The organism is Paenibacillus sp. J2R1T-4, assembly GCF_059692235.1.
On sequence record NZ_JCAUBA010000002.1, the window covers coordinates 372,081 to 396,420 of the forward strand.

Below are 24,340 nucleotides of genomic sequence, written 5' to 3' on the forward strand. Positions count from 1 at the left end.
GGGATCATTTCCCCTAGCCTCACTTTAGTTTTCTGCGTATTTTCTTTTGATCTACAATGGTTTTTGGTGTCTAACCTACCCCTAAGGTGAATTAAGGTATCTTTTGTATTGTAATAAGGAAATCAACGTGATAGAATATGTTGAATTATAAGCATGATATCATACCATATACTTACTGACTAGTCAATATAACTATTGGAGCGAAACAATATGGAGAGCCTGCCATGCAAGGGGTGCAGAGGATTATGCTGTGGTCCTGTCCCAGTTACGGAGAAAGAACTGAAAGACATCAAAAAGAAAGTAAAATCGATGCCGCAAAAATATCGCATGACGTTGGAAAGCCAACCGAGATTTGCAGGAACCTGCATTTTCTTTGATCAAGATAATGACAAGTGCGGGATACATAACGCTAGGCCGGCAGTCTGTCGGGCATTCGGACATTTCAGCAATCTAGTCTGCTTCCGCCAACCAGAGGCAGCAGTATCGGGCGAATGGCAAACTAAGGAGAAACCCGTGGGAATCTTGTCTGTGAACTATACGTGGAGAGACTTCCGATGAGCTTCGTGAAATGGATTTTACTTGGAAGTGTTGTAGGTATTGTATCCGGTTCCGCATCTGCATTTTTCCTGGTTAGCCTAGACTATGTGACCCACATGAGATTAGAAAACCCTTGGTTGTTGTTTTTGTTGCCAGTAGGAGGATCGGTCGTTAGCTATCTTTACTGGAAGTTCGGTCTGAACAGCTCCAAAGGGAATAATCTAATCCTCGAGCAAATCAATGGAGGTCAAGAGAGAATCCCGCTTCGAATGGCACCGCTTGTGTTGCTAGGAACCTTGGTAACTCACTTATTCGGAGGGTCTGCTGGCAGAGAAGGAACAGCCGTCCAAATGGGAGGCAGCTTATCTGAATGGCTAGGCAGATTGGTTCGTTTGCATACGCTGGATCGACGGATTTTACTTATATGCGGTATAAGCGGTGGTTTCGGTTCGGTGTTCGGGACACCGCTTGCAGGTGCTGTGTTCGGTCTTGAGGTGTTATCCCGTGGGCGAATTCGTCATGAAGCGTTGTTACCTGCCTTTGTATCCAGCCTAACAGGTCATCTCATAGTTACTTCATTCTGGGGCGTTTCTCATTTGCAGTATCAGATCGGGTTGGTTCCTGCAATCACTTGGCTGGTTGTATTGAAAGTGGTATTGGCTGCTATCCTATTTGGTTGGACAAGTGTTCTCTTTAGTTTATTCACTCACCAACTCAAAGAGGTATATAACCGACTGTTTGGTAATCCCATGGTAAGAAGTGCCGTTGGAGGAGTGATCATCATCAGTCTAGTCTACTTACTCGGTACTCGGGAATATCTTGGACTCGGGATTAATCTGATTCAAGATGCGTTTAACGAAGTGATGTCACCACTCGCATTCTTGTGGAAAATAGTGTTCACCTCGCTTACATTAGGTGCTGGATTCCAAGGCGGGGAAGTAACTCCGCTTTTTGCAATCGGAGCTGCATTAGGGAGCGCATTAGCTGGTTATTTGCATCTCCATGCAGCTTTTCTGGCAGCGTTAGGTCTAATTGGGGTGTTCTGCGGGGCGACCAAAACCCCTATTGCTTGTTTTCTGCTTGGTATAGAGTTATTCGGTTCGGAAGCCGCCATCTATATGTTTATGGTCTGCGTAATTAGTTATCTGGTTTCCGGTCAGAGAGGGATCTATACTTCACAACGATTGGAGCGAGCAAATGAATAACTGTGAATATGGCTCATAGAAGTGAAGGTCATGCGAAAGGCTGCCAAAGATAATTATCTTCTGGCAGCCTTTATCACTTACCCTTTTCTCAGATACTCAACCCACTGGTCATACAATTGTTTCTCTGAGCGATTGAAGCATTTGCGATAATCAGAGGGGCTCCTGACCAATAGATTCAATGTATCCCAACTATATTCATTTACTACAAATTCAACGAATAAGTAGGAGAATTGGAACCCTTGCCGGGATACATAATCCCAATCATCGTTATCTAATTGTTTCAAGGTAGGCACTTCGATATGGCCATCGGAATCACAACTAATGCTCTTGATGTATTCCATTGGCATTTGTCTCGATAGGAACGCTCCAATGCCTTGCTGTAACCATTGCGGAGTCAATGGATTCATATCACGCACTGACCACATGGCGAACAAATGAACCGTTGATTTGAGAATCGATTGGTACGTATGCTCTGGTCCAGGATTAAGAGGAGATACGATCTGAATACGGTTCCCTTCGAAAGTACCCATGAACCAATCGGGAGCATCCGCCTCTCCTACGGCTTGATGAAAAGTTGTAAGATCGGGATATATTTCTATAATTATTTTGTGCGTTGGATGGTGGTTTAACTTGGAGGCTATTCGCTCAACGTTACTTTCTAGTTCTTGGATCAAGTCCTTAAACGCAATATCGATCCCGTCTGTATGATCATCTGAACTGCTTTTATTCTCGAGAGAGAATCGGTCGTAAATTGTCATAATAGTAATGTCACCCCATTCTTTAAGTTCTTTTCTGAGTTTTTCTAGTGCCCGATACAATCTGTTCTTGACCGTGCTTTCACGCATGCCGATAACGTTGGACACTTCAAGAAAGGTACAATCCGCGTAAAAGCGTAAGGTTATAATTTGCTGATCTAACTCGCTAAGCTTCTTTAAGGCTTCTCCGATATCAAGTCGAATCTCAATGGAATTGGCATAATCCAAAGAAACAAACTGCGATTTCAACTCTGAAACATCGCATAGAGCTTCTTTGCTGCGAGATATTCTACGGTATTCATTTTTGACCGTATTTTGAGCGATTCGGAAAATCCAAGTAAAGAAGCTCGATTGCCCCTTGAATGTGTGAAGGTTTTCTAGCGCTTTTAGAAAAATTTGTTGGGTTACATCATCCGCGGTCGAAGGATTTCCTTTTAGCGAGACGTACCTGTGGATTCTTGGACGATATTGATCGTAGGTAACTGCAAAACGTTGATGGGTATCCCGTTTATCCGGATAAACGGGAATTGTTTTGTCGTGAGCTCGTGACACGGTAAGAACCTCCTTTTGTTACAAATAATTAGACACCGCATCGATGTAAAAAGCCACAACAAATAAACAATAGATATAAAAATATTCCACCTACTTTTTGGGATAAAGTTGAATTATATTTAGCCAGGATAAATCCACATTTTTAAGTGAGGGAAAATAGATGTTACATACCAAATTGATACTGATTGATGGGATTCCGGGCTCCGGGAAATCCACCACTGGTAAGATGTTAGCAGATAAGTTAGACAGTCTCCGTATTCCTAATCGATTCTACCATGAGCTGGAAGAGAACCATCCGTTACGGATCTACGATAAGCAGTTTACTTCTTTTACTATTGAAGAAGAGGCAGAGTGGTTCGCAGCGAAGGTAAAAATGTTGTTTGGAAATTTAGTGCAAGACCTCTTGGAGAAAGAGGAAATCACGATCATGGAAAGCTATGTCTTTCAAGATACACTGGGATTTGCTTATTTTTTGGGTATGCCTCATGAAAGGATCCTGGAATTATCAGAGTCGATCCAAACCATTCTACATCCATTAAACCCTGTTCTTATTTATTATTATCAGCTTGATGTAGAACAGAATTGGAGACATATCTGTGAGATACGAGGGCCGAAGTTTGCCCATGATCGATGCGGGTTGTTCACGGATGAGGATTTTGTAAAGGCAGGTCAAGACTGGACTGCGAATCAAGACTTTATGATGAGAATGATTCAGAGCTGGGACATCCGGAAGCTAATCATCAGGAACAAGGATTATTGCTGGGATGAATATAATCAAACCATATTGAATTTCTTGCAAATTGAAGGCTGAGCGTTATTACAAAAGACAGTAAAAGATTGGAAAGTGTGAGTTTCGTCGTGGATATCATGCAGCGATAGAATAATCCAATTGGAATGAGTGGCTTAAGAAGGGATATTATGGGATTTGTTGAAATATAAAGAGTAGATAATGGTTACAAAGAAAAACTTATTCCACCGAGGTGTTTCCATGAGAGCTGTCACGATTCTATCCAGGCTGGGAGAAACAAAAGGGTACCGAAACGAAGAGCTCGCCTATTTCGATTTATTCGATCCTGGAGCGGAGAGAGAAGTTAGACATTTCATTCTATTACAATGCAATATTAAGCTCATTTACGAACCATGGGGGAAGCTAGTCAACGAGTGGTATGCGGATCTGATTGCGATCGAATATGTAGATGAAGACACGATCAAGTTAACCGATTTATATCTGGATCTGATCATCGAGGGGAACGGACCGACCTATAGAACACTCGATTTTGATGATCTTGCAGAGGCTTTGATTAAGCAGGAGGTTACTGCTGCAGAGATCGAACAACCGTTGAAGAACCTGCAAAAGTTCCTTGATAACCATTTGCACAAAGGAAAGGACTTTCCTCCATCCGTGATGAGGGAGTATTTGTGAGTGAATTGCAGAACCGCCATTAAGTCCGATATTATTCTAATACAAGACCTTCTAAAGAGGTCTTTTTGTTTGTCGAACGCACGAATGGATGAAGAAAAAGTACTGGACTCAGGTCTAGGATATGGATAATCCCGAAGCAGGAGGACTATAACTTGGCGCATATGTTATTATTAGGCCAAGAGTAATAATCAGGAAATATTAAAAGGAGATGTGTTATGAAGATTAGAATGATTTTTGGAGCAGTCCTCATGTTTCTTGGGGTCTACCTGTTCTTGAACCAAGGAGATACTTTTGAACCGGGTTCTATATTCGCTTATTTTTGGCCAAGCTTGTTCGTCATCCCTATGGGGTTGTTCTTTCACTGGTTGTACTTTTATATGCTTGGCCGAAAGGGAGTTGGGGTGTTAATTCCTGGAGGTATTCTCTTCATCTCTGGTGTCGTATGCCAAATCGCTATGCTCTTCGGAAGTTGGAATTACATGTGGCCTGGATTCATTATGGCGGTTGCAGTCGGACTGTTTGAATTTTATTGGTTCGGTGGTCGCAACAAATGGTTACTAATCCCGATTAACATCTTGGTCGTACTTTCCATTTTGTTCTTCCTGGTGTTCTCCACAGGAGCATTGCTTAACCAGATGACCGGTCAACCTATTCTTGCAATCGCGATTCTATTGGCAGGGGCATTCATGCTGCTTGGGCCGAAGAGGAGAGTATGAATGGTATTGAGCTAGAGTAGTACAGCATCAGATAATAGCACAAACAAAAGGGCTGCCGGAAGCGGCAGTTGACAAAGTGAGGCTAGGGGATCATTTCCCCTAGCCTCACTTCGTATTATCCGGAAAAAAATCAATTCACAATTAACCATAATTTTAATGAATAAAACATGTACCATCCCCTGAGGACTGTCAATAATAGAGAGAAATCAGGGAGGTGGTGTTCGGTGAGTATCTTTAATCGCATTCTCCTGCTGCTTTTTGCATTGCTCGTTCCGGTGCTGCTAATGAACAGCTACTCCAACCAGGTGAGTGAGAGTGTGTTGGATGAGCAAATTCAATCGACGAACTACAATCAATTGTCCTATTTTTTAAGCTTGATCGATTCCTCCGTAAACCGGCTTAAATTAAATTCGATCGTGCTCAGCAATGATCCTAGCGTGAAAGAATTCGCGTCGATCCCTTTTTTCCGTGAACCGTTGGAAAACCAAAAAATACGATCCCTGCTCCAGGATAAAATCAACTTGCAGGCGCTCTCTTACGATTGGACAAATCATATTTCGATCTACTCCGTTACCACAAAGGAAGCCGTCTCGACTGATCCGCAGCGGACGTACGACGAGTCCTATTTGCGCGGGAATGTTTCTGCTAATTGGGTATACAAGCATGGCTCCCCTTACAAATCGGGGTTCTATTCCTATGTGACCGGCCCCTTCACGACTGACGCCGTACTGGAGAATGCCAATTTAATTGTAGAAGTGAGCTTATCGGAAGAAAAAATTAAAAATATGCTGGATGAGTTTAAGTCTAGCGGCAGGGGAGATCCGTTCCTGTATTCGGACAACGATGGTTTCATCGGTAATCAAAGTGCGAACAAACCCCTCATCCTTGAGGTGATCCGTTCGATTCAAGAGCGGGCGCCCCATTCCCCGCCCACGTTTACACTAAATATGGGAGGGAAGGGATACTTGGTAAACACGATCCAATCAAAAACGATAGGCTGGTATTTAATCGACTATGTTTCCCTGCAGGACGTGCTTGCCCCAATCAATAAGAGCCGCAACCTGTTTCATGCAGGCTTGGCCATCCTGTTAATCATGGGCTTCATTACTTCTTACGGGCTTTATCGTCAAGTGCAAAAACCAATTCGCTCTTTAATATCCGCTGTCAAACGGCTAAAGGCAGGGGATTATTCTTTTCGCTTGAAAACGCTGCCGAAAAATGAGTTCGCTTTTTTGTTTATCCAATTCAATGAGATGGCGGCGACGACCCAAGAGTTGATGGAAAAAGTGGTTGTGGAAAAACTGCACACCCGCGAGGCGGTTCTGAAACAGCTGCAGTCGCAGATCGATCCGCATTTCCTGTACAACTGTCTCGGCTTTATTGCTAATATGACGAAGCTCCACAACGAGGAAGCGGTTTTGGCGATGGCCTACAACCTATCGGATTATTACCGGTATACAACCCGGCTTGAGAAGAAAGTCACCACACTCAGGGAAGAAATCAAGCTGGTCACGCATTATTTGGAAATCCAGAACCTGCGTATGAACCTCATTCGGTACGAAATTCGTATCCCTGATGCAATGCTGGACATGCAGGTGCCGCTGCTTATTTTACAGCCGATTGTTGAAAACTCGATTATCCATGGCATTCAAAAGAAAATCGGTGCGGGAACCGTCCGGATTACCGGAAAATACGAAGAGCATAACACCGTAATAATGGTGGATGACGACGGCCCGGGTACGGACGAGAATCAGCGGCAGCGGCTCAGGCATAAAATTCGGGAAGCGCTTGACGATGAGGTAGGGTGCGGGATGTGGAACGTTCATAAACGGTTGACTTATTTTTGCTCGGAGGGTGCCGGCCTAGCATTTGAGCCTTCTCCGCTTGGCGGTCTGAAAACCGTCCTTAGTTTCGGGGATTATTCCCTGCAAATGGAGCGTGATGACAATGAACGTGCTATTGGTTGATGATGAAGTCCATTGGCTGGAAGGATTATCGGAAACGATTCCATGGGAAAGCATTGGGATCGAACATGTTTATAAGGCGCAAAACGGAATTGAAGCATTGAGCCTGCTAGGGCTTTATCCGATCGACATCGTGTTGACGGATGTGCTGATGCCGGAAATGACGGGCATTCAGCTGATCGAGCAGATCCGTAAAACTTGGGGACGGATAAAGTGCATCATCCTATCTGGATACGCGGAGTTTGATTACGCGCAAAAGGCTTTAGCCCACAACGTTACGGACTATTTGCTCAAGCCGGTGCGGGATGAAGCGTTGATGGAAGCGGTCACAAGGGCCGTAATGCAGTTGAAGGAAGAGTGGGAGCAGATCGCTTCGACGGAAAAGGCATTTGCAGCCTTGCGTGAAAATTTGCCATTCCTGAAAGGAAATCTCCTGGAAGGACTGCTAACCGGACGACCGATGTTGAAGCCCGAATGGGAGCGGAAAAACGAGAGCTATGACCTCTCCATCGATTTTGGATCGGTCTTTTGCATGATGATGGTTCGACTGGAGGGGAGTTTTATCCAATTGGACGAAACCGGTCTAAGCCTCTCAGAATATGCCCTTTTTAATATCGCGGATGAAATTTTCGCCCGGCATTTTACCCTATGGTATTGCCGTGACAAATATGGATTCCTTGTGTTTGTAGCAGCGCCCCGCTCTACAGAATCACGGTCGAGCCAGGGCAGGCAGCTGCTCGAGCAGTGTGCCGTGCGGCTACAGCGTATGATTAACGTTTTTCTGAAGGGTACGGTTTCCATCTTGCTCTCGGATTGGGGTACGTTTCCCGATCATCTGGCCTCGCATTATCACGCCGTGCTGAATTCGTTCCGGCAGCGAGTCGGGAAAGATCAGGAGGCGTTTCTAGGGGTTGCGAACGATACGGTTTTATCTAAGGTTAAAAGGATGGTGCGTTTGTATGAGCCGCCGCGACTTGTACATTTACTGGAGGCCGGACGTTGGACGGAATTGCAGGAAAAGCTGGAAACTATGTTCGATGAATTGAACGAGTCCTTTTCGGATTCACAGGAGCATGTTCAGGAGGCCGGCTATGAAATTGTCGGGGCATTTTACTATTTGGCCCACAAAAACGGGCTGCGATTGTCGGAATGGATTGGGAACGATTACGAAAAGCTGACGAACGGGACTTTATTTCGATCCATTAGAGAGCTTCAACAGTGGACAAACCAAGTAATCGACAAAATGAAGGGCGAGATCGAACAAGAAATGATGCACACCCGATCCGATATCATACAAAAACTGCACCGTTATATCGAGGCTCATCTGGCCGATGATCTATCGCTGCAAGCAATGGCCGACCATGTCTTTTTGCATCCGACACATTTGTCTAAACTGTACAAGTCCGAGACTGGAGAAATGTTGAGCAGCTATCTATACCGATACCGGATGGAGAAAGCGGCTCATATGTTGAGCGGAACTGATGAGAAAATATACCGGATCGGGGGAAGTATCGGCTATCCGGGGGCTGCTTATTTCATTAAAGTGTTCAAAAAATATTTCGGGCTGACGCCTCAAGAGTATCGGGACGCAAAGACACTAACAAAGTGACATGAAGCCAACACTTTTCTATATCTACCTGAATTCCGGTCGTTTATAGTAAGGGACGAATCCATCTATCAAACTTGTATTGGGAGGGGTAAAGACATGAAAAAAACGTTTTGGAAACCGCTTTCCGTCGTTGTGGCTTCCTTGTTGACGGTCTCGGTGGCCGCATGCAGCTCGGATAAACCGCAACCGTCTCCGTCCGGATCAAATGCACCTGTTGCGACCGACAGCATGGGGGAAGTGTTCAAAAAGGGGAAATACGATCCGCCGATCACGATGACGACGATCAAAGAGGTGTGCAGCTGCTGGAAATTCAAAGAGGGCGAGACGATCGAAGACAACGTACATACACGAATGATTAAGGAGAAGCTTGGCATCGATATCAAATTTGCCTGGACGACGCCGAACACGAACAACGCTTTCAACAACAAGCTTCGGCTTTCTTTGTCCGCAAACGAGGAATTGCCCGATGTCGTTATCCTGCGGGACACCGCAGTGGCTAATTTACTGATCGACACCGGGAAATTCATGCCTGTTGACGAGCTGTTCGACAAATATGCGACCAAAGTGTATAAGGATGCGGTGAACGCCGATCAAGCCGTTTGGTACCCTTATATGCGCGACGGCAAGAAGTATGGGCTTCCAATCTATGATTATTCGTTGAATACGGAGAATGTTCTTTGGATCCGCCAAGACTGGATGGACAAATTCAACCTTCAGGCGCCCAAAACGATTGAGGAATTGGAAAACATTATGCGAGTGTTCAAAACCAAAGATCCGGACGGAAACGGCAAAGACGACACGATCCCGCTCTCGCTCGGACTTAAGCAAAATTTCAACTCTGCAGCGTTCGCATTCGGCTGGTATGGCTCCATTATTAACCAATGGAATAAAAACTCGGGAAATGCGCTTGAATACGGTTCGATCCACCCTGGCGCCAAGCAGGGTTTGGCTAAGCTGAAGGATTGGATGAGCAAAGGCTATATCTCGAACGAGGTCGGTACGCTGGATGAGACCAAGGCTGCGGAAATGTTCATCGCCGGAAAAGCGGGCATCGTCGTCGGTCCTCACTATTATCCGGACTATCCGTTGCGCGACATTTACAAAAATGTGAAGGACGCGAAATTCAAAGCGTACCAGTTCCCTAAAGGTCCTGACGGCAAGATCGGAATTCGGGGCGTTCAGAAAATCGACAACGGCGTTATTCTGATCAATAAAAACAACAAACATCCTGAGTCCATTCTTTTATACTACAACTACTTTTTCGACAACTACGCCGATCCGAAACCAGGCAGCGAGTATGAATATGGACTTGCCAAAGGATACGACTGGGATGTGTTCGACGGAAAGCCGAAGTCGCATGGAACCGCGCAAGGCGGAACCAACGTCTGGCCCTACACGATCACCTATACCGGCGCCCGCATACCGAACCTGATGACCAATGCGTTGATCAAGCTTTCCAAGGGCGAGACGCCTTCTACACCGTACGAAAAAACCACATTAGAAACGCGCACTAAGGAAGAAATGGACGCAACTGTCATCGTCAAAGAAAGCAAGGATAAGGGCTATATTCACGATCAAGCCTTTACAGGTGCTCCGACCAAAACGATGGAGTCCAAGTGGGATCTGTTGTCCCAGATGGAGCTCGAAACATATAACAAAATTGTGCTCGACAAACTGCCGCTCGATGCGTTCGATAATTATGTCCAGCAGTGGAAATCGTCAGGCGGAGATAAAATTACCGAGGAAGTCAATCAGTGGTATAAAGCGCTGAAAAAGTAGGCAGCAGCCAAATGCGGGTATGGAACAGCTTGAAGAACGAGCGTTCCATATCCGGCATTATCTTCGGAGGAGTGAGCGCATGCATTATCAGACAGAGACCGCCGAGCCGGCATTAATGAAGCGTAAGGCTTTTAAATTGGCGAAAAGCTGGCCGCTGCATCTCATGCTGTTGCCTGCTGTCATCCTGACGTTCGTATTTCATTACGTGCCGATGGCTGGTCTCATTATTGCCTTTCAGGATTTTAAGCCGTATTTGGGGTTTTCGAAGTCTCCATGGGTAGGACTGGAACATTTCCGGTTTATGTTCGAGTATCCCGATTCGAAGCGCGTCATCTGGAATACGTTTTTCATCTCCTCTCTAAAAATCGTCTTTCACCTTGTGGTGCCGTTTTTGTTCGCGCTTTTGTTGAACGAAATTCGTAAGTCGGCTTTCAAGAGATTTGTACAAACGTTTGTCTATTTGCCCCATTTTCTTTCCTGGGTTGTCCTTGGAGGCATTTTGCTCGATATGCTGTCACCGCAGGGCGGACTTATTAACCGGGTCTTGACTCTGGTAGGGCTGAATCCGGTGTTCTTTTTGGGAGATGAGAACTGGTTTCTATTCACCGTGATAACAAGCGATATATGGAAGGAATTCGGTTTTTCCACCATCGTCTTTCTCGCCTCCCTGGCGGGAATCAACCCCTCGCTGTACGAAGCGGCGGAAGTGGATGGGGCAAACCGCTGGCAGCAAACTATGAATGTAACGATACCGGCACTTTTACCAATCACCATTGTGGTCGGCACACTGTCGCTCGGCAATATCCTCAATGCGGGATTCGATCAAATTTTCAACCTGTATAACCCGCTCGTGTATAACAAGGGAGACATCATTGATACGTTTGTGTACCGAATGGGGATCATCAGCGGTAAAATGAGCTTTGCAACCGTTATCGGCCTGTTCAAATCCGTAATTGGATTCGGCCTGATCGTATTGGCCTATCGGCTTGCTTACAAATTTGCCAATTATCGAATCTTTTAGCTTGGGGGGTGGTAACTTTGTATTATAAATCAGCTTCTTACAGGGTATTTGCCCTGATCAATCATATTTTGTTGGCACTTTTGTCTATTCTTTGTGTGACGCCGCTCGTCCATATTCTGGCCGTTTCGCTTAGCGGTAAAGCGGCAGCCAGCGCTAATCTGGTCGGCCTTTGGCCCGTCGATTTCACTCTGGAAGCGTACGGTAAATCGCTAACAAATCCTTTTTTTCTAGATTCGTTGTGGATTGCCGTTAAGAGAACGGCGCTCGGTACCGTGATCGGAATGGCGGTTGTCATGCTTGCTGCTTACCCGCTCTCCAAGAACGAAACTCACTTAAAAAGCGGCAGCATTTACAAGTGGTATTTTGTTTTTACAATGCTTTTCAACGGCGGAATGATTGCCAATTATATATTAATCCTGAAACTGGGATTGATGAACTCGCTTTGGGCGCTCATTTTACCGGGAGCTGTTTCAGTATGGAACATGATCCTGCTGCTTAATTTCTTTCGTACCGTCCCGAAGGAATTGGAGGAGGCTTGTTTAATTGATGGAGGGGGGCATTTCAGGACGCTGATTTACATCTATTTACCCATTTCATTGCCAGCTGTTGCGACATTGTCTTTATTCACGATGGTGAGCCATTGGAACGCCTGGTTTGACGGTCTGTTATACATGACCAAATTTGAAAACTATCCGTTAGCCACATTTCTTCAGACCGTTATCGTCCAACAGGATTTCGACAAGATGAATGTCAACAAGGAGGATCTGGAGAACATTTCGCAAAGAACGGTGAAAGCCGCCCAAATATTTATAGGCGCTGTTCCGATTCTGCTCGTCTATCCGTTTTTGCAAAAGTTTTTTATCAAGGGGATCGTGCTGGGCGCTGTGAAAGAATAGGGTAATGAGGGGGAGCCAATGGGGATAAAAGTCAGACTTGGCATCGTCGGTTGCGGGATGATCGCCCAGCACCATATGAAGCACGCGATGGAATCCAGGCACATTCAAGTATGTGCGGTTGCTGACATCCGGGAAGAAGCGGCACGTTCAACCGCGGAAAAATTCGGTGTTCAAAAGGTATACACAGATCCTAATGACCTCTTCGCAGATCCCGAAATCGAAGGAGTCGTTCTTGCCCTTCAAACGAAGTACCGAACAGAGCTGGCTTTGAAGGCGTTCGCTCAAGGGAAACATGTTCTATTGGAAAAACCGGCAGGCATGAATGCGGACGAGGTGCTCCGTATGATCGAGGCTAGAGGCGAATTGATTGCCGGCTGCTGCTCTTCCCGATTCCGGTTTTTTCAATCGGCTCAAGCCGCCGCTCATTTTGTCAGCACCGGCGCACTCGGGGACATTCGGGTGATCCGCAGCCGCAACATCGCTCCGGCTGCTCCGCCGAAGTCTCCACCGCTTGCTTGGCAGTATAGCAAAATGGTGAATGGCGGCGGTGTACTGGCAGATTGGGGTGTGTATGATTTGGATTATATTCTAGGGATCACGGGATGGTTGCTTAAGCCGGAATCGGTGTTCGGCCGTACATGGAACGTCACCCCGCAGTTTGAATCATACATTGCGCCTGAATCCGATGCCGAAACTCACGTAGTTGCTATGATCGGATGTGCCGGCGGCACGGTCATCAACTTCGAACGGGGAGCCTTTATTCCGGGGAACCGTGAACACGCGTGGCAAATTGTTGGTACGAAAGGAACCCTTGATTTGTATTTGCTTCCCTCGGATCAAAAAGAAATCATTTTCCACGAAGCTTCTTCTGAGAAAGGTGTCGTTCGACATACGATATGGAAGGGCGCCGATACCTGGTCTGCCGTTCATGCCGGCCCCATATCGGATTTCGCCGATTCGATTCGGAATCATCGGGAGCCAAGCACGAATCTCGAAAATTCCTTGACGATCCAGATGATCATCGACTCTATATACAAGTCGTCTGAGACGGGCACAATGTCCTTAATTAGTTGAGAAACGGAGGCAGAAACAATGAACATCGTCGGATATAGCTCGAATCTGTATGTATGGGAGCAACGGTATAAGGCTGACGGCCGGGAGTCATCAATTGAAACGATTATTCGGGATTGTGCCGAGGCTGGACTTGATGCAGTGGAAGTCGCACCGAGACCCGAAACTGTCGCCTTAATTCGGGAGAACGGTTTATACATATCCGGTACTTATTTGGGGCTTGCTCTGCATGAACCGTACGAAGCTCTTCCGATAGAGGGAACCGTCTTATCCGCAGCAAATGGATTAGCCGCAAACGGAGGTTCCGACTTGATCCTAAACGCGAACCCTAAGGGAGAGTGGACTAAACCCCGGCAGAAGACGGAAGAGGAACTCAAACGGCAGGGAGACAATTTGTCACGGATTGCCCGACTCGTACAGCCGCTCGGTTTAAAAGTTTCTATGCATAATCATGCCGCCGCTTCTTTATTGGCAGAGGGGGACCTGCGCTCTGTCGTAGACTATGCCGATCCGTCAGTAGGGCTTTGTGTTGATACGGGTTGGGCGCATACGGCCGGGCACGATCCCATTGATTGGGTGCTTAGATACCCGGAACGAATAACCGCCCTTCATCTAAGAAATCAGATCGGTTCTACGCCTACTGAGGATTTGCTCGAAGGTGAAATTGACATCAACAAACTGATTCGTATTTTGAATGATATCCAATACTGTGGTTGGATGGGCTTGGAGTTATGGCATCCGCAACAGACGAACCCGCAGCGATCAATGATTGAAGACGTAAAGCGGTCGATCCAGTATTTGAAAAGCCTCGTTCAATGAAATAATCCATACTTAGAATCAAAAAAGACTACAGTCACCCCTAACCAAATAACTGCAAATAAAGGTGGATGGATAACATCCATTTTTTTTGTGATTTTATTACAGAAAAAGGAAATCAGAACTTATCGGAGAATACATTACCAAACTCTAAGTAAGGAGATAACCGAATGCAAACAATTACGATCCTGATGGATGAGTGCGGCCAAGAAGAGAAGGACCTGCATAATGAATTTGCTCGACTACACCCTCAAGTGAATATACATTTCGAATATGTGAATGAAGTGCGTAAAAACATGATCTTAATGGACAAATATAAATCTGGAATACTGCCGGATATTATTCAACTAGGGAGCTCCAACATTCCATATTTGACTGATAAGGGACTTTTACTGGATTTGACGCCTTGGCTTAAAAGAGAAAATGAGCTGCAAAAATGCAAATTCGATAAGGTCAGTTTGGAGCTATTCAAGTGGAACGGTATTCAGACAGGAATTCCTGCTTCAACAACAACAAAAGGTATTTTTTATAACAAAAGCTGGTTTGACAAAGCCAATATACCATACCCGAACAATGATTGGACTTGGGAAGATTTTTTACAGAGCGCGATTCACATCCATCATAGCAATGTAGTAGGTGAGGATATGTATGGAGCCAACCTCTCCTTTCACTATGAATATCTGGAACCGCTGCTCGTGAATAATGGGGCAAGATTATTCTCTCCTGACGGAACAAAAGCGAGCGGTTACATCAACAGCGAAGAAGCGATTGAAGCTATACAAGGGGGTGTCGATCTCGTTCGGGTTCATAAAGTATCACGGCCAACCCTTAGTTATTTTGACACAAGGCCATTCTCACGAAGAAAGACAGGGATGACTTTGGAGTTTTATCTTACCTTGTTCGAGCTTGAACCCCTTTTGCAAGATGAACTTGGAGTAGTAGGTCTCCCTAGTTTCGGTTCCAAACCTAAGGTGGCTTGTCCTTTTGTCAATGGATTCGGAATATCTTCCACTTGTGGAAATCCAGAAACGGCCTGGGAGCTTATATGGTCGCTCTGCAGTAATGATAATGCATATACAAGAATGGTTCCTTTAGGGGGAACTCCTTCTCTTATTGCGTTGCTTGAAGATAAGAAATATTACGTGGAACCTAATAGGAAAGCGATCCTTCGAGAGCTGCAGTATGCCAAACAGATTCATTATCCAAATGATCCTGTTGGTAACCAGATAACTTGGGTACAACCTATTATTAATCCTGCTATTGAAAAAATACTAGTTCATGGTGCTGACACGAGAGAAACTTTGAATTGTCTAGCCATTGAGTTAGATTTAGCGTTGGAGGAAAGATGGGAAAAGTTTCGTTGAAGTTGGATGGAAGGATATCAATAATCTAATCTAATCTAATTAAAAGGAATGATTTTTATTGAAGTTCTCAAATTTCCAGTTTCTTAAGCTTTCTTACCCAAATCTGTATAAATTAGCTTTTCGTGCTGAGGATTTGATTCTAGATGATCCGTTTGCTGCTATGGTGAATATGAAGCAAGTAACGAGTGAGTTGATCCGGATCCTAACCGATCGCAATGGACTTGTCATCTATCACCAACACAATGATGGCCTATTACATTCCTTGTGGCAGAACAAAATGATAGACGAAGATATGTATAAAGTATTAAGGGAGATCGAGCTGTTTGATACACGGGAAAGTGAGCTTATTATGGATCTTGTCAGAATTAAAACTTTATTTCATAGATTCCATGATTTCACGGTCTGGTTCTACCAGACCTACGTGGATAGCAACTTTATTCCATCTCCTTTTGTTATTCATAGAGCAGGGCGGGATGAGAGCCTGCTGCCTCTAGATTATGTTATCAAGAATTATGAGGGCGAGAGATATGAAGGTCAGATTATGCGTGGTCTGAAGCACGGACAAGGGATCTATACATGGCGGGACGGAACCTTATATGAGGGACAGTGGCATCAAGATCAAGAGCACGGATATGGCAAGAAGTGCTTTGCGAATGGGGATCGCTATGAAGGTTATTGGGATCATGGAGTATTTTGCGGTCATGGAACTTACACTTGGTTAGACGGAGCCCATTATGTGGGGCAATGGCAGGACAGCTTTGAGCACGGATATGGAACGAAGATCTCGTCAGACGGCACAGAACGGAAAGGTTTGTGGAGTTACGGGGAGTTTGTATACACCACGGAGCTACTCCAGTAGGGTCAGTCCTCAGTCGTGGGAGTGAGTTGCCAAAAAAATGGAAGGGCCTGGTCATCACACCTCCAGTCCTTCCATCCAATTACCTTATGAACCAACATCCGTGAAACCAAGCTCCTTCGAGATATTCAGCGCCGTATTCTTAACTTCCTCACCAATCTTCATGAACTTGACAGCAGGCATATCCTTGCTTAATGCGGTAATACTCATGGATGCGACAATATTCCCCGAACTATCTCGAATAGGAGCGCCAATACAGCGTACACCTTCTTCGAACTCTTCATCCTCTAGCGAGAACCCATGCTCACGCACAAACTTGATATCCTCGAGAAACTGCTCGGGCGTACGGATACTCTTCAATGTCGGGCTGTTCATATGATCTGGTTCTAAGCTCAGGATCTCCTCATCGGTCATATCCGCAGCAAGGGCTTTGCCTACGCTGGACTGGTACAAAGGCTGGGCCTGGCCAACTGATGTAGCGAATCGGACGAATCCCGCACCTTCCACTTTGTCGCAGTAGACAGGCCGATTATTGATCAATACGGCCAAATGAGCCGTATAGGGTGAGTCTGCAACAAGCAGTTGCAGATGAGGTTTTGCGACCTGAACCAAGTCCATGGAATTCAGGTACCGATTGCCCCAACGCAATACACCAGAACCTAGTCTGTACTTGCCATCCGGAGATTTGGAGATGATCTGATATTGCTCGAGTGTATTCAGAATGACGAATGTTGTGGTCTTAGGAAGCTTCAGACGTGCGTGCAAATCACCGATTGTCAGATCCTCTTCCGACAGGGCATTCAGGATGAGAATCGATTTCTCTAATGCCGGAACGGAGTAATCTTTGGTTCCTTGGGCCATTACAGCTCACCTGCATTTGCAAGATGACCGCCATCTACAACTAGGGTTGTCCCTGTAATATAAGAGGCTTCATCTGATGCCAAGAATAAGAATGCATTTGCCGTTTCCTCAATTGTTCCTAACCGGCGCATAGGTGTTCGGCTCGTGAGATCAATCGGTTTATCTTCTTTTTGCTTCAATTCTCTATCCAGCGGCGTGTCAATGAAGCCTGGAGCAACCGCGTTCACACGGATCCCATATTGAGCCAGATCGACGGCCATCGATTGCGTTAATAGCACGACTCCACCTTTGGAAGCATTATAGTGGGCTAACATAGAGCTGCCGGAGAGACCGTTTTTTGATGCCATATTCACAATGGAGCCTTGAATGTTATTCTGAATCATTTGCTTGCTAGTCCACTGACTGAGCAGGAACATTGCGTTCAGATTGACGTTCATAATGTCCAACCAGCGCTGATAGGGGATGTCAACGAATGTCTCGCGAACAGCAATGCCGGCATTGTTAATAAGGATATCCAATCCTCCAAGGGTGTCCCATGCTAATTTCGCTGTACGCAGCACTTGATCGGAATCAGCCAGATCGCATACAGCAGCATGAACTTGAACCGAGTGTCCAGCAGGAAGCGACTGAGCAATACTCTCCAGCTGTTCTACCGTTGCCGTTAATTGCTCTTCACGCAGATCGATCAGGAAAACACTTGCTCCTTCTCGAAGGAAACGAGCAGCGATTCCAAGACCTATTCCTCTGGCGCCTCCAGTTATCAACACTCTCTTGTTGTGCAACCTCATTATGGGTTCCTCCCTTGGCGGTTCTTCGTAAAATCAGGAAATGAAACAGGCTTGCCGTTAGCTGCTACAGATTGCATAGATAAAGGGAAGATAGAGCTCCAAGCCACAGCATCATAGACATCGATGGCGGGAGAGCGTTGTTCCTGAATGGAACGGACGAATTCATCAATGACGAAGAAGTCTCCGCCGCCATGACCAGCTTGCTCCGCCTCAGTCATCCAACGTCTCCACAGAGGATGCTCATATTCCTCCTTGTATGTCCATAAGGATTCCCATTCTGCTTTCTTTTCACCTGGTAAGTCGGTTGAGAAGCCGGGTGAGCGACCTTCTATCCAGATCATTGGATCTTCATGTTCGTGACGGGCCGCGATATAAGCTCCTCTAGTTCCTTGTAATCCATACTGCGTCATATTATGAGGACGGCTAGATACCCAATCTACACGCAGAGAGATGACAATTCCATTCTTCGTGCGAATCGTAGTGATAGAGGAATCGCCTTGCTGCCAATAATTCGAGCTAGCACCTGGGTGGGTGTCGCCGAAATGGTCTCTATAATATTTAGGCATACTCCCAGTGCGGGTCGTATAAGTGCTCATGTAATCCAGCTCATCACCTCGATTAAGACCAACCCATTGCGCAATAGGACCGAGAGAATGTGTAGGATAGTTCATTCCATTTCCTTCGAGCTGAAGCTTCCCGCGCCATGTCAATTCACCATTCTCGTAATGGGTCAACTTCCGACAATCGTGCAAATAGGCGCCTTCGGCATAAGTAAGCTCACCAAAAACACCATGCTGCACCATATTCTCAATCATTTTATTAGGCCGCATATAACAATAATTTTCTGCCAACATATACGTCAAACCAGTCTGCTCTACAGCCTCAACCAATTCCCAAGCATCCTCTAAAGTATGAGCGGCGATAACCTCGCTTAGCACGTGTTTCCCGGCACGAAGTGCTTGTATGGCTTGTCTTGCATGTATCATAAGAGGTGTTGCCAACAAGACAGCATCAATATCAGGATCCGCCAACAATGCTTGATAATCGGTAAAAGTTCTAACTTCTGGATAAGCTTCTTTCCAATTGTTCAACATAACCTCGTTTAATTCGCAGACTGCAACTAATGTGATGGATCCGGATAGAGCGGATAAGGCGTGCTTGAAAGCGGCACCGCGTCTTCCTCCAACTACAGCTAACCTTATCGATTTCTGTGAAGTCGTCATCTCAACTCTCCTCACTAACGTTTCAATATATGGAATACCATTTATAAAAATACTTTACAATCCATCGTGTGATGATGTCAAACAGTTTTTGAGCTTGATCTGTGTTTTCTCTTTAATAAATTAAATGTGTAATAAACGAACCATTTTGTATAAAAATAAACTGTTGACGGATAAAAAATGCATTCATATAATTATAGTATAAATATTGTGAATTGAATTCAACATATTGAACTCGATAATCCCAATTCAGGAGGAACAACAACTATGTCAAGAAATCTAGAGCTTCACGAAGAATCCAAGAAATACACACCAGGCGGTGTGCATACATCGATCCGTAACATTGATCCATTCCCGGTCTTTACCAAAGGTGAAGGTGCATACGTATATGATGCTGACGGTAAGAAATATATTGACTATCAAGCTGCATTTGGTCCGTTCATTCTAGGTCATAATCATGCTTATGTGAATGGAAAAGTAATTGAAGCCCTCAGCCGTACAGACCTATACGGTGTTGGTTGTACGGATCTGGAAGTTGAATGTGCAAGGAAGATCGTTACTCACGTGCCTTCAGCGGATCAAGTGTTATTCTGTAACTCAGGTTCGGAAGCAACCTATCACGCCATCAGACTTTCCCGCGCCGTAACAGGACGGACGAAGCTGATCAAGTTCCAAGGCTGCTATCATGGCTGGCATGACTACGTAGCACGCAACATGTTAAGCGCTTGGGATATGATTGGTAAGCGTGACCCTGGATCAGCAGGTATGATGGATGAAGCGATTGACAGTACATTAGTATGTACGTTTAATGATCTGGATAATGTGGAGCAAACATTAAAGGAGAACAGTGGGCAGGTTGCGGCATTAATAGTCGAGCCGATTCCTCACAATATTGGCTGTATCATGCCACAGCCAGGTTTCTTGCAAGGGCTTCGCGATCTTTGTGATGCTAATGGCGTTATTCTTATCTTTGACGAAGTTATTACAGGATTCCGCCATGATATCGGTGGATACCAGAAGGTCGCAGGTGTTACACCAGATTTGACTACGATGGGAAAAGCAATGGCCAACGGCTTCCCGATTGCAGCTATTGCCGGTAAACGTGAATATATGCAGCGGTTCAATACCCAACCAGGCGGAGATGTTTGGTTCGCTGGAACTTATAATGGGCATGCTGTTGGAACAGCCGCATCGATTGCAACATTGGAAATGATGGAGAATGAGCCGGTTCATGAGCATGTATTCCGTTTAGGGGAGAAAATGCGTACAGGAATCCGCGAAATCCATGATCGTCTGGGTATAGACGCGATTGTTGCTGGGTTCGGTTCCGTGTGGACGACTTATTTCATGAATTTTGAGCCTAAGAACTATACAGACCTTCAACATAATAATGCGGAGCTATATGTGAAATATCGCAAAAAGCTGATTGAAAAAGGGATCTTCAAGATGCCGATGAACATCAAGCGGAACCATATCAGCTACAGCCATACGGATGTTGAGATCGATACAACCTTGGACATTATTGAAACCGTCTTGAAGGAACTTGCATAATCTGGATAGATAATAGCCAAACAGCCTGACTCGTCGTGCGCGCGAGCAGGCTGTTTTGTATTTATGCGACATGCGACTTCACAATGGAATATGAGGTCTATCACAAGACTCTAAATATGGATTATAATGGATACACGAAGATTCGATATTAGTTAAAGTAGAAGGAGTTCATGTTATGGAGAAACCAAAAGATTTACGTACAGCAGTAACCACTGGGTCAACGCGTAAAGATAAACCTTATGTACAAGAGCAATACAAGACTTCCAATAATCTCGATATCCGAATTCAACTGCATGAGCTATACAGCACGAACCCTAAAGATTGGCACCATTGGGTATTTGAACAGATGGATTTCCAAACCCATGATCGGATCCTGGAGTTGGGCTGTGGGAACGGTACACTCTGGAAGAAGAACACAATTGGACCCGATTGGACAATCATCTTAACTGATTTATCCGAAGGTATGCTCGAGAGCGCTAAGTCCAATCTTGCGAATCATCCTAATATTCAGTTTGAGATTCAAGACATTCAAGCTCTATCCTTTGCGAACGACTCGTTTGATAAAGTAGTTGCAAATCATATGTTATATCATGTTCCGGATCGAGAGAGAGCGTTTCAAGAGATTAAGAGGATTTTGAAGCCAGACGGCGTTCTATATGCAGCAACCAATGGAAAGAAACATATGCGGGAGATGTATGAGTGGGTTGAGGAATTCGATGCAACCATCCCGTTCCGCAATAAAACGCGTCTATTCGAGTTTAGACTTGATGGAGGGCATGAGCAATTAGAGCCTCATTTCACTTCTATAGATACAATCTACTTTGAAAGTAATTTGCGAATATCCAATCCGCAACATTTACTAGAGTATATTTGTTCAGTGGAGCCCGCAGTGGCAACATTTTTCACGGAATCTAGAAAAAATGCCTTTATTGCTTTTCTAGAATCCAAAAAAGACAAAGAAGGCTATCTCCCGGTCACCAAAGAGACAGGACTATTTATTTGCAGAAAGTAGGTATGGACCATGATCTTCGTGAATGCAAGAGCTATCGTAGAACGGACAGTAGATGGACGAACGGAAATCGTAATCCAAATAAGGAATAAACCCGATGAGCCTCTTAAGATTGAGCTTCCCGGTGGGAAAATTGAACCGTTCGAACCTTTACATACTGCATTAGCAAGAGAAGTAATGGAAGAAACAGGACTTTGCGTAACGGAGATTGAAGGTGCGAATACACGGATCGATACTGTGGGGATAAACCCGGATTTTGAAGTGGAATGTATTCGTCCGTATGCAGCCTATCAGACCATCCATGGACCCATTGATTCCGTAGGCTACTACTTCCGATGCAAGGCGGAGGGCGAGTTATTAGCGAAAGGTGATGAGACCGAAGCTATCAGATGGGTGGGTCTAGAGGAGTTAAGGGCTATGTTCACAAGTGTTCCCCTGCAGTTCTCTAACGTGGATCGTGCAGGTATTAAGTTTTATTTGTCGGAGAGGTGATATTCAGTGAGGATGAGTGCATTAGAAGCGGCTCAGAGGTTCGTAGATACCGAGTTTCCTGGGTGTGAGGTTGCTTTCTTGGCAGGAAGCGCATCAAGAGGAACCGATACACCTACATCTGACTTGGATATTGTCATCATAGATACTAACATCGCAATCCAATACCGTGAGAGCTTCGAACAATTCGGATGGAGGATAGAGACCCTCATTCATAACGATGAATCTTATATCGAACAATTCGAGAAAGATCGTCAGAGGGGGAGGCCGACTCTAGCAACGATGATCCAAGAGGGATTGCTTCTGAGGGACAATGGAACATCAGATGAATACAGAAAAGCTGCACAACAATGTATATTGCATGGCCCACCGTCTTTGACCAGTGAATATATTAGAGCATCCAGGTATTTCATCTTTGACGCGTTGGATGACTTCATGGACAGCTGCAATGATCACGAATCATTAATGACATTAAATGAATGTTCGGTAAGGGTGGCAGATTTCATCCTCAGGTTGAACGGTCAATGGTCTGGAGCTGGAAAAACACTAACCCGAGCCCTTTATAACTATGATCATGCGATTGCCCAACGATTCTTCGAAGCTATGGAAGCTTACTATACGGCTCGGCACAAGAAGCCCTTTATTCAGTTCGTTCATGATGTTTATGCTCCATTAGGCGGCCAGTTATTCGCTGGTTTCTCCATGGGTAAGCCACAATCCGAGTCACAGATCAGTTAATATATATTAATGGAGGAAGCGCAGTGGACAACCCGCTTACACTAACTGGATTACAGGACTACATCCGGAATTTCGATCATAGGCCTGCTAACAAGCATACGTATTTTTTGAAGTTAGTTGAGGAAATGGGGGAACTGTCGGAAACGATTCGCAAAGACGCCCGATTGAAGGATACAGGGCAAATCAAAGGAACGATCGAAGAAGAACTGGTAGATGTTCTGTACTATGTGATTACATTAGCCAACGTGTATGAAATCAATCTCGAGGAGAGCTTCAAGCTGAAGGATGATTTGAATAAAATAAAGTGGGGAAGATAAACCAATGACTTGGCATAGGCATCTTGGCGTGTATGGGATTTTGTATAAAGATAAGAAGCTCCTGGTTGTGAATAAGACATCGGGCCCATATAGGAATCGGTATGATCTACCGGGCGGGGGTATAGAACCTCAAGAAACGATCGTCCATGCTTTGCACCGGGAATTCGAGGAAGAAGTTGGAATAGCCATACAAGTGATTCAACTTGCCGGAGTTGGCGAATATGTTGTACCTTCCCCGGTTAGAGAGCACTCCCATACGCAGCATATTGCTCTGATCCATGAAGTAAGCAGCACCTTAGTGAGTTCAATAAGTAGAATCAAGCGAGCTAGCGATGATGCATCTGGAGCGGAATGGGTAAGCCTGGCAGAGCTTAACGAGGGGAACTCATCCCCGCTTGCGATGTCTGCCAAGCAATACCTCCTGAATGACCCTGCCTCTTTTGATTCTAAGATTCTTAACGATTGGGTAGTTAAGCTTTAATCCAGATAACGTGTGAGCGTCGCTTGGTAAGCAGCCTTAGGACGCAGGCCGACCAATTTCTCAACGGGCTGTCCATCCTTAAATACAATGACCGTGGGAACACCCATAATGCCGAACTCGGATGCAATTCCTGGATAATCATCGACGTTCACTTTCAGGATACCCAAGTCTCGGGATGAGAACTCTTCATCGAGTTGCGCCAGAATCGGTAGCAGACCTTTGCAAGGAGCGCAGTAGGGACTAGTAAAGTCTACCAGTGTCACCGCACTTGCTTCCACCTTGGAAGCAAATTGTTGTTCTGTAATAGATTCAATTGCCATTA

At 45.3% G+C, this 24,340-nt stretch carries 25 protein-coding genes; 20 read left to right on the forward strand and 5 right to left on the reverse strand.

Translation table 11 applies throughout. The features are described 5' to 3' along the window. The first annotated feature begins 210 nt into the window (after positions 1 to 210). Together AC58QD_RS05340 and AC58QD_RS05345 are read left to right on the forward strand one after the other, a co-directional pair. Positions 211 to 558, forward strand: a complete 348-nt coding sequence (locus AC58QD_RS05340) for a YkgJ family cysteine cluster protein (RefSeq protein ID WP_497330784.1) — start codon at positions 211 to 213, stop codon at positions 556 to 558. After that, the gene (locus tag AC58QD_RS05345; RefSeq protein WP_497330786.1) at positions 555 to 1,742 is read left to right on the forward strand and encodes a voltage-gated chloride channel family protein; all 1,188 of its coding nucleotides are present in this window, start codon (positions 555 to 557) and stop codon (positions 1,740 to 1,742) included. The genes AC58QD_RS05340 and AC58QD_RS05345 overlap by 4 nt, the downstream gene beginning before the upstream one ends. 77 nt (positions 1,743 to 1,819) lie before the next feature. Here AC58QD_RS05345 and AC58QD_RS05350 read toward each other — a convergent pair whose 3' ends face one another. Then, on the reverse strand, positions 1,820 to 3,049 hold the full coding sequence (locus AC58QD_RS05350) for an RNA polymerase sigma factor (protein ID WP_497330788.1): 1,230 nt from the start codon (positions 3,047 to 3,049) through the stop codon (positions 1,820 to 1,822). 160 nt (positions 3,050 to 3,209) lie between these two features. Here AC58QD_RS05350 and AC58QD_RS05355 point away from each other — a divergent pair, with 160 nt between their 5' ends. From AC58QD_RS05355 to AC58QD_RS05410, 12 genes are all read left to right on the forward strand, one after another. Further along, complete coding sequence (locus AC58QD_RS05355) at positions 3,210 to 3,860, forward strand: P-loop NTPase family protein (protein ID WP_497330790.1); 651 nt, start codon at positions 3,210 to 3,212, stop codon at positions 3,858 to 3,860. 177 nt (positions 3,861 to 4,037) lie between these two features. Continuing rightward, positions 4,038 to 4,472 carry a DUF402 domain-containing protein gene (locus tag AC58QD_RS05360; protein WP_497330792.1) on the forward strand — a complete coding sequence of 145 codons (435 nt, stop codon included), beginning with the start codon at positions 4,038 to 4,040 and terminating at the stop codon, positions 4,470 to 4,472. Positions 4,473 to 4,687: 215 nt separating this feature from the next. Next, a complete protein-coding gene (locus tag AC58QD_RS05365; protein ID WP_497330794.1) occupies positions 4,688 to 5,188 on the forward strand; it encodes a hypothetical protein in 501 nt (166 codons plus the stop codon). Between the two features lie 224 nt (positions 5,189 to 5,412). Beyond that, entirely contained in the window at positions 5,413 to 7,155 is a 1,743-nt protein-coding gene (locus AC58QD_RS05370) for a sensor histidine kinase (RefSeq protein WP_497330796.1), read from the forward strand. Continuing rightward, the gene (locus tag AC58QD_RS05375) at positions 7,136 to 8,761 is read left to right on the forward strand and encodes a response regulator transcription factor (RefSeq protein ID WP_497330798.1); all 1,626 of its coding nucleotides are present in this window, start codon (positions 7,136 to 7,138) and stop codon (positions 8,759 to 8,761) included. The genes AC58QD_RS05370 and AC58QD_RS05375 overlap by 20 nt, the downstream gene beginning before the upstream one ends. Positions 8,762 to 8,857: 96 nt before the next feature. Continuing rightward, positions 8,858 to 10,540, forward strand: coding sequence for an extracellular solute-binding protein (locus AC58QD_RS05380; RefSeq protein ID WP_497330800.1), 1,683 nt, complete (start codon positions 8,858 to 8,860; stop codon positions 10,538 to 10,540). 79 nt (positions 10,541 to 10,619) lie between these two features. Beyond that, positions 10,620 to 11,561, forward strand: coding sequence for an ABC transporter permease (locus tag AC58QD_RS05385; RefSeq protein WP_497330802.1), 942 nt, complete (start codon positions 10,620 to 10,622; stop codon positions 11,559 to 11,561). A gap of 17 nt (positions 11,562 to 11,578) precedes the next feature. Then, positions 11,579 to 12,457, forward strand: a complete 879-nt coding sequence (locus tag AC58QD_RS05390) for a carbohydrate ABC transporter permease (RefSeq protein WP_497330804.1) — start codon at positions 11,579 to 11,581, stop codon at positions 12,455 to 12,457. An 18-nt stretch (positions 12,458 to 12,475) separates the two neighbouring features. Next, on the forward strand, positions 12,476 to 13,531 hold the full coding sequence (locus AC58QD_RS05395) for a Gfo/Idh/MocA family protein (protein ID WP_497330806.1): 1,056 nt from the start codon (positions 12,476 to 12,478) through the stop codon (positions 13,529 to 13,531). Positions 13,532 to 13,549: 18 nt separating this feature from the next. Continuing rightward, a complete protein-coding gene (locus tag AC58QD_RS05400; RefSeq protein WP_497330808.1) occupies positions 13,550 to 14,347 on the forward strand; it encodes a sugar phosphate isomerase/epimerase family protein in 798 nt (265 codons plus the stop codon). Between the two features lie 167 nt (positions 14,348 to 14,514). Next, positions 14,515 to 15,708 carry an extracellular solute-binding protein gene (locus tag AC58QD_RS05405; protein ID WP_497330809.1) on the forward strand — a complete coding sequence of 398 codons (1,194 nt, stop codon included), beginning with the start codon at positions 14,515 to 14,517 and terminating at the stop codon, positions 15,706 to 15,708. Positions 15,709 to 15,766: 58 nt separating this feature from the next. Next, positions 15,767 to 16,567 carry an MORN repeat-containing protein gene (locus AC58QD_RS05410; RefSeq protein WP_497330811.1) on the forward strand — a complete coding sequence of 267 codons (801 nt, stop codon included), beginning with the start codon at positions 15,767 to 15,769 and terminating at the stop codon, positions 16,565 to 16,567. An 84-nt stretch (positions 16,568 to 16,651) separates the two neighbouring features. Here the strand turns inward: AC58QD_RS05410 and AC58QD_RS05415 are convergent, their stop codons facing one another. The 3 genes from AC58QD_RS05415 to AC58QD_RS05425 are packed head-to-tail and all read right to left on the reverse strand — an operon-like array spanning position 16,652 to position 19,436. Then, complete coding sequence (locus AC58QD_RS05415; RefSeq protein ID WP_497330813.1) at positions 16,652 to 17,425, reverse strand: IclR family transcriptional regulator; 774 nt, start codon at positions 17,423 to 17,425, stop codon at positions 16,652 to 16,654. Next, positions 17,425 to 18,213 (reverse strand): SDR family NAD(P)-dependent oxidoreductase, encoded by a 789-nt coding sequence (locus tag AC58QD_RS05420; protein ID WP_497330815.1) that lies wholly within the window; start codon positions 18,211 to 18,213, stop codon positions 17,425 to 17,427. The genes AC58QD_RS05415 and AC58QD_RS05420 overlap by 1 nt, the downstream gene beginning before the upstream one ends. Then, positions 18,213 to 19,436 (reverse strand): Gfo/Idh/MocA family oxidoreductase, encoded by a 1,224-nt coding sequence (locus AC58QD_RS05425; protein WP_497330817.1) that lies wholly within the window; start codon positions 19,434 to 19,436, stop codon positions 18,213 to 18,215. Before AC58QD_RS05425 ends, AC58QD_RS05420 begins: the two co-directional genes overlap by 1 nt. Before the next feature lie 264 nt (positions 19,437 to 19,700). Between AC58QD_RS05425 and AC58QD_RS05430 the strand changes: the two genes are divergently transcribed. The 6 genes from AC58QD_RS05430 (at position 19,701) to AC58QD_RS05455 (ending at position 24,018) form a co-directional block, all read left to right on the forward strand. Continuing rightward, positions 19,701 to 20,984, forward strand: a complete 1,284-nt coding sequence (locus AC58QD_RS05430; protein WP_497330819.1) for an aspartate aminotransferase family protein — start codon at positions 19,701 to 19,703, stop codon at positions 20,982 to 20,984. 175 nt (positions 20,985 to 21,159) lie between these two features. Continuing rightward, the gene (locus tag AC58QD_RS05435) at positions 21,160 to 21,996 is read left to right on the forward strand and encodes a class I SAM-dependent methyltransferase (protein ID WP_497330821.1); all 837 of its coding nucleotides are present in this window, start codon (positions 21,160 to 21,162) and stop codon (positions 21,994 to 21,996) included. A gap of 9 nt (positions 21,997 to 22,005) precedes the next feature. Further along, positions 22,006 to 22,485 (forward strand): NUDIX hydrolase, encoded by a 480-nt coding sequence (locus AC58QD_RS05440; protein ID WP_497330823.1) that lies wholly within the window; start codon positions 22,006 to 22,008, stop codon positions 22,483 to 22,485. A 12-nt stretch (positions 22,486 to 22,497) separates the two neighbouring features. Further along, positions 22,498 to 23,220 (forward strand): nucleotidyltransferase domain-containing protein, encoded by a 723-nt coding sequence (locus AC58QD_RS05445; protein ID WP_497330825.1) that lies wholly within the window; start codon positions 22,498 to 22,500, stop codon positions 23,218 to 23,220. Positions 23,221 to 23,243: 23 nt separating this feature from the next. Next, positions 23,244 to 23,537 carry a MazG nucleotide pyrophosphohydrolase domain-containing protein gene (locus AC58QD_RS05450; protein ID WP_497330827.1) on the forward strand — a complete coding sequence of 98 codons (294 nt, stop codon included), beginning with the start codon at positions 23,244 to 23,246 and terminating at the stop codon, positions 23,535 to 23,537. A 4-nt stretch (positions 23,538 to 23,541) separates the two neighbouring features. Beyond that, positions 23,542 to 24,018, forward strand: coding sequence for an NUDIX domain-containing protein (locus AC58QD_RS05455; protein ID WP_497330828.1), 477 nt, complete (start codon positions 23,542 to 23,544; stop codon positions 24,016 to 24,018). Here AC58QD_RS05455 and AC58QD_RS05460 read toward each other — a convergent pair. Beyond that, positions 24,015 to 24,338, reverse strand: a complete 324-nt coding sequence (locus tag AC58QD_RS05460; protein WP_497330830.1) for a thioredoxin family protein — start codon at positions 24,336 to 24,338, stop codon at positions 24,015 to 24,017. The two genes, AC58QD_RS05455 and AC58QD_RS05460, sit on opposite strands and share 4 nt — an antisense overlap. Positions 24,339 to 24,340 lie beyond the last annotated feature (2 nt).

Excerpts from the sequence above, each read along its gene's own strand:
- AC58QD_RS05340 (WP_497330784.1), top strand. The coding sequence starts at position 211 with ATGGAGAGCCTGCCATGCAAGGGGTGCAGAGGATTATGCTGTGGTCCT.
- AC58QD_RS05345 (WP_497330786.1), top strand. The coding sequence starts at position 555 with ATGAGCTTCGTGAAATGGATTTTACTTGGAAGTGTTGTAGGTATTGTA.
- AC58QD_RS05355 (WP_497330790.1), top strand. The coding sequence starts at position 3,210 with ATGTTACATACCAAATTGATACTGATTGATGGGATTCCGGGCTCCGGG.
- AC58QD_RS05360 (WP_497330792.1), top strand. The coding sequence starts at position 4,038 with ATGAGAGCTGTCACGATTCTATCCAGGCTGGGAGAAACAAAAGGGTAC.
- AC58QD_RS05365 (WP_497330794.1), top strand. The coding sequence starts at position 4,688 with ATGAAGATTAGAATGATTTTTGGAGCAGTCCTCATGTTTCTTGGGGTC.
- AC58QD_RS05375 (WP_497330798.1), top strand. The coding sequence starts at position 7,136 with ATGAACGTGCTATTGGTTGATGATGAAGTCCATTGGCTGGAAGGATTA.
- AC58QD_RS05380 (WP_497330800.1), top strand. The coding sequence starts at position 8,858 with ATGAAAAAAACGTTTTGGAAACCGCTTTCCGTCGTTGTGGCTTCCTTG.
- AC58QD_RS05385 (WP_497330802.1), top strand. The coding sequence starts at position 10,620 with ATGCATTATCAGACAGAGACCGCCGAGCCGGCATTAATGAAGCGTAAG.
- AC58QD_RS05395 (WP_497330806.1), top strand. The coding sequence starts at position 12,476 with ATGGGGATAAAAGTCAGACTTGGCATCGTCGGTTGCGGGATGATCGCC.
- AC58QD_RS05400 (WP_497330808.1), top strand. The coding sequence starts at position 13,550 with ATGAACATCGTCGGATATAGCTCGAATCTGTATGTATGGGAGCAACGG.
- AC58QD_RS05405 (WP_497330809.1), top strand. The coding sequence starts at position 14,515 with ATGCAAACAATTACGATCCTGATGGATGAGTGCGGCCAAGAAGAGAAG.
- AC58QD_RS05415 (WP_497330813.1), bottom strand. The coding sequence starts at position 17,425 with ATGGCCCAAGGAACCAAAGATTACTCCGTTCCGGCATTAGAGAAATCG.
- AC58QD_RS05420 (WP_497330815.1), bottom strand. The coding sequence starts at position 18,213 with ATGAGGTTGCACAACAAGAGAGTGTTGATAACTGGAGGCGCCAGAGGA.
- AC58QD_RS05425 (WP_497330817.1), bottom strand. The coding sequence starts at position 19,436 with ATGACGACTTCACAGAAATCGATAAGGTTAGCTGTAGTTGGAGGAAGA.
- AC58QD_RS05430 (WP_497330819.1), top strand. The coding sequence starts at position 19,701 with ATGTCAAGAAATCTAGAGCTTCACGAAGAATCCAAGAAATACACACCA.
- AC58QD_RS05435 (WP_497330821.1), top strand. The coding sequence starts at position 21,160 with ATGGAGAAACCAAAAGATTTACGTACAGCAGTAACCACTGGGTCAACG.
- AC58QD_RS05440 (WP_497330823.1), top strand. The coding sequence starts at position 22,006 with ATGATCTTCGTGAATGCAAGAGCTATCGTAGAACGGACAGTAGATGGA.
- AC58QD_RS05445 (WP_497330825.1), top strand. The coding sequence starts at position 22,498 with ATGAGTGCATTAGAAGCGGCTCAGAGGTTCGTAGATACCGAGTTTCCT.
- AC58QD_RS05455 (WP_497330828.1), top strand. The coding sequence starts at position 23,542 with ATGACTTGGCATAGGCATCTTGGCGTGTATGGGATTTTGTATAAAGAT.
- AC58QD_RS05460 (WP_497330830.1), bottom strand. The coding sequence starts at position 24,338 with ATGGCAATTGAATCTATTACAGAACAACAATTTGCTTCCAAGGTGGAA.